At 71.3% G+C, this 12,189-nt stretch carries 11 protein-coding genes; 5 read left to right on the forward strand and 6 right to left on the reverse strand.

Annotated features, from left to right (window positions below):
• The first annotated feature begins 304 nt into the window (after window positions 1–304).
• Window positions 305–1,684: a glycosyl hydrolase family 18 protein gene (locus ACIBO1_RS19820; RefSeq protein WP_396748474.1), complete on the forward strand. Its 1,380-nt coding sequence runs from the start codon at window positions 305–307 to the stop codon at window positions 1,682–1,684.
• A gap of 161 nt (window positions 1,685–1,845) precedes the next feature.
• Here the strand turns inward: ACIBO1_RS19820 and ACIBO1_RS19825 are convergent, their stop codons facing one another.
• Together ACIBO1_RS19825 and ACIBO1_RS19830 are read right to left on the reverse strand one after the other, a co-directional pair.
• Window positions 1,846–2,169: a hypothetical protein gene (locus tag ACIBO1_RS19825; RefSeq protein WP_396748476.1), complete on the reverse strand. Its 324-nt coding sequence runs from the start codon at window positions 2,167–2,169 to the stop codon at window positions 1,846–1,848.
• A 137-nt stretch (window positions 2,170–2,306) separates the two neighbouring features.
• On the reverse strand, window positions 2,307–3,083 hold the full coding sequence (locus tag ACIBO1_RS19830) for an IclR family transcriptional regulator (RefSeq protein WP_396748478.1): 777 nt from the start codon (window positions 3,081–3,083) through the stop codon (window positions 2,307–2,309).
• A gap of 46 nt (window positions 3,084–3,129) precedes the next feature.
• Between ACIBO1_RS19830 and eda the strand changes: the two genes are divergently transcribed.
• Window positions 3,130–3,789: a bifunctional 4-hydroxy-2-oxoglutarate aldolase/2-dehydro-3-deoxy-phosphogluconate aldolase gene (gene eda / locus ACIBO1_RS19835; protein WP_396748480.1), complete on the forward strand. Its 660-nt coding sequence runs from the start codon at window positions 3,130–3,132 to the stop codon at window positions 3,787–3,789.
• A complete protein-coding gene (locus tag ACIBO1_RS19840) occupies window positions 3,786–4,898 on the forward strand; it encodes a sugar kinase (RefSeq protein WP_396748482.1) in 1,113 nt (370 codons plus the stop codon). The genes eda and ACIBO1_RS19840 overlap by 4 nt, the downstream gene beginning before the upstream one ends.
• Window positions 4,899–4,920: 22 nt before the next feature.
• Here the strand turns inward: ACIBO1_RS19840 and ACIBO1_RS19845 are convergent, their stop codons facing one another.
• Entirely contained in the window at window positions 4,921–5,709 is a 789-nt protein-coding gene (locus ACIBO1_RS19845; protein WP_396748484.1) for a class I SAM-dependent methyltransferase, read from the reverse strand.
• 116 nt (window positions 5,710–5,825) lie between these two features.
• On the opposite strand from ACIBO1_RS19845, the gene ACIBO1_RS19850 reads away from it, so the two are divergent.
• Both ACIBO1_RS19850 and ACIBO1_RS19855 read left to right on the forward strand, forming a co-directional pair.
• On the forward strand, window positions 5,826–6,323 hold the full coding sequence (locus ACIBO1_RS19850; protein ID WP_396748486.1) for a DinB family protein: 498 nt from the start codon (window positions 5,826–5,828) through the stop codon (window positions 6,321–6,323).
• Window positions 6,324–6,399: 76 nt separating this feature from the next.
• Complete coding sequence (locus ACIBO1_RS19855) at window positions 6,400–7,251, forward strand: DUF4253 domain-containing protein (protein ID WP_396748488.1); 852 nt, start codon at window positions 6,400–6,402, stop codon at window positions 7,249–7,251.
• Window positions 7,252–7,263: 12 nt separating this feature from the next.
• Here the strand turns inward: ACIBO1_RS19855 and ACIBO1_RS19860 are convergent, their stop codons facing one another.
• The 3 genes from ACIBO1_RS19860 to ACIBO1_RS19870 all read right to left on the reverse strand — a co-directional run bounded on the left by ACIBO1_RS19860 (window position 7,264) and on the right by ACIBO1_RS19870 (window position 12,131).
• The gene (locus tag ACIBO1_RS19860; protein ID WP_396748490.1) at window positions 7,264–8,115 is read right to left on the reverse strand and encodes an endonuclease/exonuclease/phosphatase family protein; all 852 of its coding nucleotides are present in this window, start codon (window positions 8,113–8,115) and stop codon (window positions 7,264–7,266) included.
• Between the two features lie 148 nt (window positions 8,116–8,263).
• On the reverse strand, window positions 8,264–10,606 hold the full coding sequence (locus ACIBO1_RS19865; RefSeq protein WP_396748492.1) for an AbfB domain-containing protein: 2,343 nt from the start codon (window positions 10,604–10,606) through the stop codon (window positions 8,264–8,266).
• Between the two features lie 139 nt (window positions 10,607–10,745).
• The gene (locus tag ACIBO1_RS19870; RefSeq protein WP_396748494.1) at window positions 10,746–12,131 is read right to left on the reverse strand and encodes a short-chain fatty acyl-CoA regulator family protein; all 1,386 of its coding nucleotides are present in this window, start codon (window positions 12,129–12,131) and stop codon (window positions 10,746–10,748) included.
• Window positions 12,132–12,189 lie beyond the last annotated feature (58 nt).

The following is a 12,189-nucleotide window of genomic DNA, read 5'->3' on the forward strand; positions in this document are numbered from 1 at the left end:
ACCTGCTCCCGTCGTCGTCGAGCCCGGCGGACGGCACCTCGCCCCACCGCTGCGGTCACCGGACGCCGTTGATGAACCTAGCGGCTGCCGCCGGGACGGTGGTGCGCTTGGCGAGTTTCGCCGCCGGTCGTCCGACTTTCGTCGCTCGCCATCGAAAGTTGTCATTGACCTTAACGGTTAACACTCTTTAAGATTTTGCTGCCTCGAGGAAACCACCCTGTCCACCCGTACGCTCGTCCGGCGCCGACGACCATCGACGCCGGACGGCGGCACGGCGCCGTGATCCGCACCGGGAAGGCCCTCGATGTCCTCACCACGTCCACGCCCCCGTTCGGCCCTGGCCGCCGGTCTGCTCGCCCTGGTCACCGCCGGAGCGACCCTCGCCGTCACCCCGACCGCCGCACACGCCGTGGTCCTGCCGAACAACTTCAAGAGCGTCGGCTACATGCCGTCCTGGACCGGCAACGTCAACTCGGTCCAATACGGCAAGCTCACCCACATCAACTACGCGTTCGTGCTGCCCAACAGCAACGGCACCCTGCGGCCGGTGGAGAACCCGAGCAAGCTCTCCTCGCTGGTGTCGCTGGCCCGGGCCAACAACGTCAAGGTCTCCATCGCGGTGGGCGGCTGGAACGACGGCGACGACAGCGCCTTCGAGGCTCTCGCCGCCAACGCCGGCACCCGCACCACGTTCGTCAACAGTCTGGTCTCCTTCGTCAACCAGTACGGCCTCGACGGCGTCGACATGGACTGGGAGTACCCGGACCCGGGTGCCTCGGCCGCCAACTACGCCCTGCTCATGCAGCAGCTCGGCAACGCGCTGCGCCCGCAGGGCAAGCTGCTGACCGCCGCCGTGGTCGCCGAGGGTTACTACCGCGACGGGGTGCCGACCTCGGTCTTCAACCACGTCGACTTCCTCAACATCATGGCGTACGACGGCGGCAGCCCGCACGCCAACTACGACTGGTCGATCAACGCGGTGAACGGTTGGAAGGCGCGCGGACTGCCGGCCGCCAAGGCCGTCCTCGGGGTGCCCTTCTACAGCCGGCCCGGCTACTACACGTACACCCAACTGGTCGGCATGGACCCGGCCAACGCCAACCGGGACTGCACAGGCGTTGGCGGCGTCCAGCAGTGCTACAACGGCATCCCGACCGTCAAGCGCAAGACCCAGTGGGCGATGGCGAACGCCGGCGGCATGATGAACTGGGAGTTGACCCAGGACACCAGCGGCTCGACCTCACTGGTCAGCGCGATCTACGACACCGTCATGGGTGGCGGCACCCCGCCGCCGACCGGCCGGACCGGCCCGATCACCGGCATCGCCGGCAAGTGCGTGGACGTGGCCGCCGCGAGCAGCGCCAACGGCACGGCCGTGCAGCTCTACACCTGCAACGGCACCAATGCGCAGAGCTGGACGGTAGCCTCCGGCGGCACCCTGCGGGCCCTCGGTAAGTGCCTGGACGTGGCCAGTGCGGGCACCGTCAACGGCACGCCCGTGCAACTCTGGGACTGCAACGGCACCACCGCGCAGGTCTGGCAGGCCCAGTCCAACGGCACGCTGCGCAACCCAGCGTCGAACAGGTGCCTGGACGCCACCGGCAACAGCTCCGCCGACGGCACCCGGTTGCAGATCTGGGACTGCTTCGGCGGCGCCAACCAGGTCTGGCGCCTGCCCGCCTGATGCGCGTCGGGTGACACGGGGGGTTCAGGAGGGGTGATCCTGTCCCGAACCCCCCGGCCCGATCACGGATGCGGCGAGCTGGCGGACGTCAGAGATCCAGCGGCGAGAGCCGCCTAAGGTCCCGCGATCCCGACCACTGACGGAACTCGTGGGGTCGAGGCTCAGCCGCGGAGTTCCCAGCTTCCGCTCGCCACTTCCTCGTTCGACTGGCAGAAGACCGTCGAGACCGTGCCGCCAGGGCGCTTCCACGTGCCGTACCTGGTGGTGTAGTTCTCGCTGCCGATGCGGTAGCAGCGGGCCTTGGCGCGGTACTCGCCGGTGCCCTTGCTGCAATAGACCGCGTAGGTGTTCTGGTACTCCAGGTTGTACGCGCCCGAGCAGCCGCTCGGCGCGGCCTGGGCCGCGCCGGGAACCAGGACGAGTGCCGGTGCCAGCAGTGCGGCCAGGGCGACCGTGCGCAGGCCAGCCTTCAGTGCGGTGTTCATGTGTACCCTCCGACGGATCGTCGATGGGCGCCCAACATTGAGTTGAGGAGCCCCCGTGATGGCTCGATCACCTGTTGTCGATGATCGAGGCCGACACTACAGCGATCCACGTGACTGCGCTGACCCGCTTCCGGGCGCTACACGACCACCATGCTGCGGGCCTGGGTGAGACCACCGACCATCTCCCGCAGCGCCGCGACGATCGATGCCTCGATCTCTGGACGCAGCCGGGAGACCGGGACGGAGATGCTCACCGCGTCCACCGCCGGGGACGACAGCGGCACGGCCATCGCGAAGCAGACGATGCCTTCGGCGTTCTCCTCCCGGTCCACCGCGTGTCCGACCGTCCGGACGTCGGTCAGCGCGGCGTGCAGGGCGTCGCGGTCGCAGACGGTGTGCGGGGTGAGGCGGGGCAGCGGCCAAGTCAGCATCGTGTCGACCGTCTGCTCCGGGTGCCCGGCCAGCAGGGCCTTGCCGAGGGCGGTGGCGTGCGCCGGCAACCGTCGGCCGATCGCGCTGTAGAGCCGCAGCCGGTGCACCGACTCCCGCTTGGCCAGATACACCACCTGGTCGCCGTCGAGCCGGCCGAGGTGGACGGCCTCGCCGAACCGGCGGGACAACTCGTCGAGGACGCCGCCGAGCAGACCGACCCGGTCGTCCCCGTCGAGATAGGCGGCGCCGACCCGCAGGGCCCGCAGGCCGAGCCGGAACCGGGTGCCGGTGTCGTCGGTCTGCACCCAGCCGCGAGTGGTCAGCGTGCGCAGCAGCCCGTGCAGGCTGCTCTTGGGAATGCCGAGGGCCCGTGCCAGGTCGCCCAGGGCCCAGGAGCGCGGCTGGTCGGCGAGCAGTTCGAGCAGGTCGAGGGTGCGCCCGGCCGACTTGACGGGCTGGAACTCCTCGGGCGCGGTGGGCACCGGCCCACTCTAGCGAAGCCGGTACGCCTCCAGTAAGGTCACGTACGTGACTAACGTTCAAGGATCTGAACAATCTGATCGCGGATCGGGAAGACTCGACGTCGGACGGGTGCTGCCGGTGGTGGTCCTCGAGGACGCTCGGCACGCCGATCCACTCGCCTCGGCGCTGGTCAAGGGTGGTCTGTCGGCGATCGAGGTGACCCTGCGCACCGCCGCCGGGCTGGACGCGATCAAGTCGGTGGCCGGGCGCGGAGATCTCACGGTCGGTGCCGGCACGGTGCTCACCGCCGAGCAGGCCGAGCGGGCCGTGGCCGCCGGTGCCCGGTTCGTGGTGACCCCCGGTTTCGCCCCCGCGGTGGTGCGCTTCTGCCAGGAGGCCGGCGTGCCGGTCTTCCCCGGCGCGGCCACCGCGACCGAGATCCAGATGGCCGTCGACGCCGGGCTGGACGTGGTCAAGTTCTTCCCCGCCCAGCCACTGGGCGGCGCGCCGATGATCAAGGCGCTCGCGGCACCGTTCCGCGACATCCGGTTCATCCCCACCGGCGGCATCACGCCCGCCGTGATCGACGAGTACCTTGCCCTGCCCGCCGTGCTGGCCGTCGGCGCGACCTGGATGGTGGCGGCGGACCTGATCGCCGGTGAGCAGTGGGACGAGATCACCAGCCGGACCGCCTCGGCGGTGGCGGCGGCGCGAGGTCGGGCATGAGCGAGCGGAGCGAGCTGACCCCCCGGCCGAAGGACGAGTGCCGGTACGACCTTGTCTCGCTCGGCGAGGTCATGCTGCGACTCGACCCCGGTGAGGGGCGGGTCCGCACCGCCCGTCAGTTCCGGGCCTGGGAGGGTGGCGGCGAGTACAACGTGGCCCGGGGCCTGCGCCGCTGTTTCGGCCTGCGGACCGCGGTGGTCACCGCGTTCGCCCAGAACGATGTCGGCCGGCTGCTGGAGGACCTGATCCTGCAGGGCGGCGTGGACACCAGCTTCGTCACCTGGCTGCCCTACGACGGCATCGGCCGCAGCGTGCGCAACGGACTGAACTTCACCGAGCGCGGTTTCGGCGTACGCGGTGCGGTGGGCACCTCCGACCGGGGCCACTCCGCCGCCAGCCAGCTCAAGCCGGACGACGTCGACTGGGACCACCTCTTCGGCACGCTCGGGGTGCGGTGGCTGCACACCGGCGGCATCTACGCGGCGCTGTCGGAGACGGCCGCGCAGACCGCCGAGGCCGCGATGACCGCCGCCCGCCGGCACGGCACCATCGTCTCCTACGACCTGAACTACCGGCCCAGCCTCTGGAAGGCGGTGGGTGGTCAGGACCGCGCCCGGGAGGTCAACCGTCGGCTCGCCGCCCTGGTCGACGTGATGATCGGCAACGAGGAGGACTTCACCGCCTGCCTCGGATTCGAGGTGCCGGACACGGACATCCACAGCGGCGCGCTCGATGCCGGCAACTTCAAGACGATGATCGAGGCCGTCGTCCAGGAGTACCCGAACTTCAAGGTCGTGGCGACCACGCTGCGCGGCGTGCACAGCGCGACGGTCAACGACTGGGGCGCCGTGGCGTGGTCGGGTGGCGCGTTCGCCGAGGCCACCCACCGCCCCGGCTTGGAGATCATGGACCGGGTCGGCGGCGGCGACAGCTTCGCCTCCGGGCTCATCTACGGCCTGCTGGAGCGCGACGGCGACCTGGCCCAGGCCGTGGAGTACGGCGCCGCCCACGGCGCCCTGGCGATGACGACCCCCGGCGACACGTCGATGGCCAACCTCGCCGAGGTGGAGGCACTGGTGCGCGGAGCCGGCGCCCGCGTGCAACGCTGACCTGCGACCGGCCGGGTCGGGACTACCCGATCCGGCCGGTCAGCACGCAGACGCGGACGTGCTCGCGGAACCGGGTCGCCGGGCCCAGCGCGTCGCGGATCATCGTGGACAGCTCCGTCCGCTGCTCCACCGGGGGCAGGGCGTCGACCGGGAAGCTGGAGTAGACGCCGCCGAGAAGAGCGTCCAGGTCGATCTCGTCGGTGTATTCGACCACGGTCTCGGTGACGTGGTAACCGTGCCGGGTGAGCGCGTCGGCGTACCGGCGTCGGCTGTCGGTGTCGGTGCCACAGCTCCGGCTCAGCTCGGTGCCGCGCCAGCGTTCCAGGCAGGCACGTAGCGCCCGCGACCAGGACGTGTCCTGAAGCCACAGCGGCGTCCCGTTGGCCACCACCGCGACCCCGCCACCGGGGCGCAGCAGCGGACGGAGCCCGGCGAACACGTCCTCATGCGCCATCCAGTGCAGAGCCTGCCCGACGGTCACCGCGCCCACACTGCCGTCGCCGAACAACCGGCCCAACGCGGGCAGGTCGGAGTCGGCACCGAGCAACCAGCTCACGTTGTCGACCCGCTGGTCCTCGGCGGCCCGACGAGCGAGTACGAGCATGTCGGGCTCGGGATCGATCCCGACGACCGCACGCACCCGGGCGGCGATCGGCAGCGTGAGCTGGCCCGTACCGCAGCCGAGGTCGACGACCACGTCCTGCGGCGTCAGACCGAACGTCGTCGCCAGCACGTCGAAGACGGCCGGCGGATAGCCGCGCCGGTAACGTTGGTAGAGCCGTGCCACCTCACCACCGAAGCCCAGGTCCATGCGGCCAGGATGTCCGGACCGGCCGCGACCGGCCAAGGCATTCTGCTGACGGCAGCACGCGGCGAGGATCCGCCAACCTGTTTGCTCCGCCGTCGCGGGGTTGACATGCTTCACTCATGTCATCGCCCTCCGTGCCCGACTTCGAGCGGGTCATCGACGCGGCACTGCGGGAGCAGTTCGAGGTCTTCATCGACCAGCACCGCGCCGAGCTCCAGCACTGTCTCGACGGGCTGACCGAGGAGCAGGCCCGCCGATCGTTGGTGCCGTCCCGGACGACCCTGCTGGGTCTGGTCAAGCACGCGACCTTCGTGGAGAAGGTCTGGTTCGACGAGGCGGTGACGCGCCGGTCGCGTGCCGAGATCGGCATCCCGGCCACGCCGGACGAGTCGTTCCTGCTCGACGACGGTGACACCGTCGCCAGCGTCCAGGAGGCACACCGGCAGGCGTGTGCGGCGTCCCGTCGCGCCACCGCCTCCATCGGGTTGGACGACGTGCTCACCGGCAACCGACGTGGCCCGATCCCGCTGCGCTGGGTCTACCTGCACGTGCTGCGCGAGCTGGCCGAGCACTGCGGTCACGCCGACATCCTGCGCGAGCAGATCCTGGCCGACTGACGGCGGGAGCGGTGCGGGTCGGAGTGACCGGCTCGTCGGCCGGAGTTGTCGGTGTAGGCGACTATCCTCACGCCTCGTGACCTCGCAGTTGAACGACCTCCCCACCGATCTGGCCGAGCTGTTCGCCGACGCGCAGCCGCACCGCCGCACCCTGCCCGTGTCGCTCCCGCCCGGCCGGACGGTCCGCAGCGAGGAGGCACCCGACGAGCGTCCCGCGCTGTGGCTCAGCGACGGCCCGGCCCCGTCCGGACTGTGGCCGGAGCTGCACGCGGCGCACGCCTGGTCGGGGCTGTGGCCGCTGCTCCTCGACCACCTGCACGGCGACCCGGATCGCCCCTGGGCCGACGGCGAGCTGTGGCCGGCGAGCAGTTCCGACCCGGCGGAGCACGACCCCGAGCGGCTGCTGGCCGGGTGGTGGTCCGACCACACCACCGACTACGAGGTCGGTGAGCCGACCAGCCGGCAGCTCGCCGTCTCCGCGCCCTACGGCCAGGACTGGCCCGGCCTGGCCGCACCGGCGTCGCCCCGGGTGACGCCGCAGGAGCACGCCGACCACTGGGCCGAGCAGTTGTCGCTGGCCCAGCCCGACATGCGGCTCGGTCTGGTCGCCGCCGAGCGGGGCAGCGACGCGCTCGCCGTCGTCGGCTGGCAGGGGCCGGTCAACTACACCAACGACGCCGGCCGACTCTCCGCGGTGCTGCGCAGCTGGGAGGACCGGTTCGGGGTACGCGTGATCGGCCTCGGCTTCGCCGAGCTGTACCTGTCGGTCGCCGCCCCGCCGACGACCGTCGACGAGGCGCTGCCGATCGCCGCCGAACACTTCGCCTTCTGCCCGGACAACATCTGGCAGGGGCAGAGCCCGTGCACGATCGCCGGCTACGCGGACCGCATCGTCAACGCCCCGACCTGGGCGTTCTGGTGGGACTGACGGTCGGGGTCGTCAGGCAGCGGGGTGTTCGGCCCGCTCGGTGGTGAGGGTGACCAGGAACGCCGCGTGGTCGGTCGTGCCGCGCATGTCGATCGACCTGCTGGCGGTGATCGTCAGGTCCGGGGTGGCCATGAACTGCTGCACCCCGCCGTCGTGCAGGTGCTGGTAGTCGGCGGGTACGCAGGACCGCACGTCGGGCGTGCCGCCGTGCCGCAGGTTGAGGTCGCCGCTGACCACCGTCGGCTGGTAGCCGGCACCGGCGTGCAGCTCGGGTACGGCCACCCCGAGCAGGTGCCCGCACTGGGCCAACGCCAGCGTCGAGCTGGTGTACGCCAGGTGCGTGGTGCACGCGTAGAAGACGGTGCTGGCGTCCACGCAGAGCCAGGCGCGCTGCTCGGGGTCGGCCGGGTCCTGCGCCGGGAAGACCCCCCGGTGCAGCTCGTGCCCCCGGTACGGGTCGGCGACGTGGGCCAGCACGCCGACGCCGTACTGCTGGCCGTTGACGCAGCGGTAGGGCTCGCCGGTGCGGCCGTTGCGGGCGGGCTGGAAGGCCGCGACCACGGTGCCGGAGTGCACACCGGTCATGGCGCGCTCCAACGCGTCCACGTCACCGGAGCAGATCTCGTTGAGCGTGACGATGTCCGGGCGTTCGGCGCGGATCACCTCGGCGGCCTGGTCCACCGCCCGCCCGGTGTAGCAGCCCAGGGCCATGCCGCTGTTGCAGAGGTTCATCTGGAGCACCCGCAGCGGGGCGGGCGTGGTGGGCGGGGCGGTCATCGAGCAGCCGGCCAGCAGCGCGGTGGCCGCGAGCAGGCCGAGGGCGGCGCGCAGCGGACGGGGGACGCGGAAGCGACGACGAGCCAATGCACCTGCCCTGGACGTGCGGAGGGGTGGCAAGTGTATCGGCAGCTCCGTCGCGGTCGTGACGCTGCGCGACCGGCGTGACCGGGGTGGGTGGCCACGCCGGTGGCCCGGACCGACCGGTCCGGGCCACCGGGTCGCGGACGGCCGGTCAGGGCGCCCAGGGACTCGCGAGATGCCAGGTGCTGTCCACCGCCCAGAGCGCGGGCGACTGGTACGCGGCACCACCCGCGCCGTTGCTCAACCACACCTGCGAGTCGTAGTGGCGCAGGAAGGACCCCCGATAGTTGTACGACTCCAGCGACACGCCGCTGCCGGTGAGCCCGGTGCGGGCGCACCAGGTGGCGTCGGCGCGCATCAGCGCGGAGCCGTCGTCGGGCGAGTTGCGGACCCGGGAGTCGGCGTGGCGCAGGTACTGCCCCGGGAAGTTCACCGACTCGAAGGAGTAGCAGCTCCCGTCGGCCAGACCCGCCCGGATCGTGTACGTGGCGTCCTGCTTGAGCAGCGCCGCGCTGCCCGCGGTGACGATCTCGGTGTACGCCAGACCGTTCTGGTGCCGCAGGTACCGTCCGGTGTGTCCGGGCGTGGTCACCTGCAACGAGTGGCGGGCGCCCACCGGCAGCGCGACCGGTTGCCGGGGCGTGATCGACCGGGACGCGTCGATCAGGGCGCGGTTGGCGGCGCGTACCCGGGCCTCGTCCATCTTGACCACCCGGCGGTCGTAGGTGAGGAAGCCGTTCAGCTCGCCCTCCAGGTCGGTGATCTCGGTGTAGACCGAGGCGCTGAGCCCGGTACCGACCATCAGGTTCCGGACGCCCTCGACCAGGCCGACGTACCGGTCGGTCAGTGCCGTCGAGGTGGGCTGCCACTCGTACGCGAAGAAGCCGCCGCTGGGGCTGTACTCGTGCCCGGGCACCCGCAGTCCGAGGCCGCCGAACTCGCCGAGCACCGCGATCCGGGAGGCGGACGGGGTGGGGGAGGCGGGCCCGAGGTAGACGTGCCAGTCGTCGATGTCGCCGTTGCCCGGGTCGCCGAGCGACTGGCAGCAGTTGTGGCCGCTGTGCGTGTTGACCAGCCGGGTCGGGTCCTGGTTCTTGACGTTCTGACCGACCCGGCGGGTGTCGGCGAGCGCCCGCTCACCCCAGCCCTCGTTGTAGACGGTGTAGGCGACCACCGCCGGGCTGCTGCGGTGCTCGTCGACGATCTCCCGGGCCTCCGCCTCGAACTGGGCCTGCTGGGCGTCGGTCGCGTCGACCTCCTGGGCGGTCAGCGACGGGATGTCCTGCCAGACCAGCAGGCCGAGGCGGTCGGCGTGATAGAACCAGCGCTGCGGTTCGACCTTGATGTGCTTGCGGACCATGTTGAACCCGAGGTCCTTGTGTTTCTGCAGGTCGAAGGCGAGGGCGGCGTCGGTGGGCGCGGTGTAGAGGCCGTCCGGCCAGTAGCCCTGGTCGAGGGTGCCGGCCTGGAAGACGAACTCGCCGTTGAGCAGCGGACGCAACACCCCGCCGACCGTCCGGGTGGTGATCTCCCGCATGCCGAAGTAGTGGGTGGTCCGGTCCACGGATGTACCGGCGGCGTTGCGCAACGTGATCCGCAGGTCGTACAGGAACGGGTCGTCGGGGGACCAGCGGCGGGCGTTCGGCACCGGCACGGTGAACTCGGTGAAGCCGCCGGTGGCGGTGCCGACCACGGTGCCGCCGGTCAGGGCCTCGGCGAGCACGCGGTGGCCGGTGACGGTGCCGCGGGTGTGCACCCGCACCCGTAGCGTGCCGTCGGCGAGGTTCGGGTACGTGTCGACCCGGCTGATCGAGGCGGCGGGTACGGGTTCCAGCCAGACGGTCTGCCAGATGCCGGAGACCGGCGTGTAGAAGATGCCGTTCGGTGTCTTGGTCTGCTTGCCGATCGGCGGAAGACTGCCGTTCTGTCGGCTGTCGGTGGGGTCCCAGACCTTGACCACGATCTCGTTCTGGCCGGTGCGCAACTGCGGCGTGACGTCGAAGCTGAACGCGTCGTAGCCGCCGCTGTGGGTGCCGACCCGGGTGCCGTTCACCCAGACCGTGGCCTGCCAGTCCACCGCGCCGAAGTGCAGCAGGACGCGGCGGCCCGACCACCCGGCCGGCACCGTGACGGTGCGGCGGTAGTGCAGGTAGTGACGGTTGTCGGCGGCGGCGCGCTGCACCCCGGACAGCGCGCTCTCCACCGGGAACGGCACGTTGACCCGCTCCGGCAGGTCGACGCCGAACTGCGGGGCGTCGTCGGTGGCGGACTGGCGCAGTTGCCACTCGCCGTTGAGGTTGAGCCAGTCGGGTCGGGTCATCTGCGGCCGCGGGTACTCCGGCAGCGGGGTGCCGGCCAGCGCCTGACTGGTCCAGGGGGTGGTGAGCGGGGGCGTCTTCGGTGGCACGGCCCGGGCGGGGGAGACCGGTGCGAGCAGCGCGGCGAGGACGACGAGTACGGCCAGGGGGGACAGGACGCGAGCGTGACGTGTCATGCCGTCTCCGATGTGGACGGCCCGTCGGTGGGGCGGCGTGGTGGTGGCCCGCGCGACGGGGGTGGGCGGATCACATCGACATCAACCACCATCTATAGCAGGCCGTGCGCGTCCGGGCTACGCGCGCCGGGCGCCGGGTTCAGTCCCGAAGCGGGTACGGGATGAAGGTGCTGCGGTTCTCGTCCAGGTCCAGGTGCCGGCTGATCGGTGGGGCGGCCCGCTGCGGACAGCTCATCCGCTCGCAGGTCTTGCAGCCCGGCCCGATCGGGATGGCCGCCTCGGCCACGTGCAGGTCCATCCCGGTGGAGTAGACCAACCGCCCGGCGTGCCGCGTCTCGCAGCCCAGCCCGATCGCGTACACCTTGCCGGGCTGGCCGTAACCGCCGTGGTGCCGGGTGATGGTACGGGCGATCCAGAGGTAACGCTGCCCGTCCGGCATCGCGGCGACCTGGGTGACCACCCGCCCGGGCGCGCCGAACGCCTCGTAGACGTTCCACAGCGGGCAGGTGCCGCCGGTGCGGGAGAACGGGAAGCCGGTGGCGGACTGTCGCTTGGACATGTTGCCGGCCCGGTCCACCCGGACGAAGGAGAACGGCACGCCGCGCGCCCGGGGGCGTTGCAGGGTGCTGAGCCGGTGGCAGACCGTCTCCCAGCCCAACGCGTAGTGCTGGGTCAGCAGGTCGATGTCGTAGCGACGCTGCTCGGCGGCGGCCAGGAAGTGCTCGTACGGCAGCAGCAGCGCCGCCGCGAAGTAGTTGGCCAGGCCGACCCGGGTCAGGATCTGGGTCTGCACGTCGTCGAAGTTCTCCGACTCGACGATCTCGTCGATCACGTCGGCGAACTCCAGCAACGCGATCTGCGCGGCCATCCGCATCGCCTCCTGCCCGCCCCGCAGCGAGGTGGACAGGTGCAGGGTGCGGGTCTGCGGACGGTAGCGGTGCAGCTCGCCCCCGAGCGAGCCGGGCTCCTCGCGGGCGACGCGTACCCCGTGTCGTTGCGCCAACCGGTCGCGCAGAAGGACGCGCACCTCGCCCCGGCGCAACGCCATCCGGGCGGCCAGCCGCTCGGCCTCCTCGTCCAGGTCCGGCACGTAGTTCTGCCGTCGGTAGAAGAACTCGGTCACCTGGTCGTGCGGGCTGCGCCCGATCCGTTCCCGGTCGCCGACCAGCTCGGCGAGCTGCTCGTCGGCCTGCTGGTAGCGGCGATGCAGGTCGATGACGGCGGCGGCGACCTCGGGCAGCCGGGTGGCGAGCTCGGTGAGTTCGGTGATGCCGGCCCGGGCGGGCAGGGCCTCGCGCAGCCCGGCGACCAGGCGTGGGGTGTCGTGCGCGGCGAACACGGTCGGGTCGACGCCGAACAGCTCGGTGATGCGCAGCAGCACCGGCACGGTCAGCGGGCGGGTGTCGTGCTCGATCTGGTTCAGGTAGCTCGGGGAGATGCCGAGGTGCCGGGCCAGTTCGGTCTGGCTTATCCCACGCTCCTCGCGCAACCGGCGCAGGCGGGCACCGGCAAAGGTCTTGGTCATCGCCTCAACCTCCCGATCGGCGGACTGGGTCGCCACATTAGCACTGCTGCGAATGGGG

Source organism: Micromonospora sp. NPDC049903, from assembly GCF_044460945.1.
GTDB lineage: Bacteria > Actinomycetota > Actinomycetes > Mycobacteriales > Micromonosporaceae > Micromonospora.

What these genes read in the sequence shown, in the direction of transcription:
- ACIBO1_RS19820 (WP_396748474.1), top strand. Translation starts at nt 305, where the DNA reads ATGTCCTCACCACGTCCACGCCCCCGTTCGGCCCTGGCCGCCGGTCTG.
- ACIBO1_RS19825 (WP_396748476.1), bottom strand. Translation starts at nt 2,169, where the DNA reads ATGAACACCGCACTGAAGGCTGGCCTGCGCACGGTCGCCCTGGCCGCA.
- ACIBO1_RS19850 (WP_396748486.1), top strand. Translation starts at nt 5,826, where the DNA reads ATGTCATCGCCCTCCGTGCCCGACTTCGAGCGGGTCATCGACGCGGCA.
- ACIBO1_RS19870 (WP_396748494.1), bottom strand. Translation starts at nt 12,131, where the DNA reads ATGACCAAGACCTTTGCCGGTGCCCGCCTGCGCCGGTTGCGCGAGGAG.
- ACIBO1_RS19845 (WP_396748484.1), bottom strand. Translation starts at nt 5,709, where the DNA reads ATGGACCTGGGCTTCGGTGGTGAGGTGGCACGGCTCTACCAACGTTAC.
- ACIBO1_RS19840 (WP_396748482.1), top strand. Translation starts at nt 3,786, where the DNA reads ATGAGCGAGCGGAGCGAGCTGACCCCCCGGCCGAAGGACGAGTGCCGG.
- ACIBO1_RS19865 (WP_396748492.1), bottom strand. Translation starts at nt 10,606, where the DNA reads ATGACACGTCACGCTCGCGTCCTGTCCCCCCTGGCCGTACTCGTCGTC.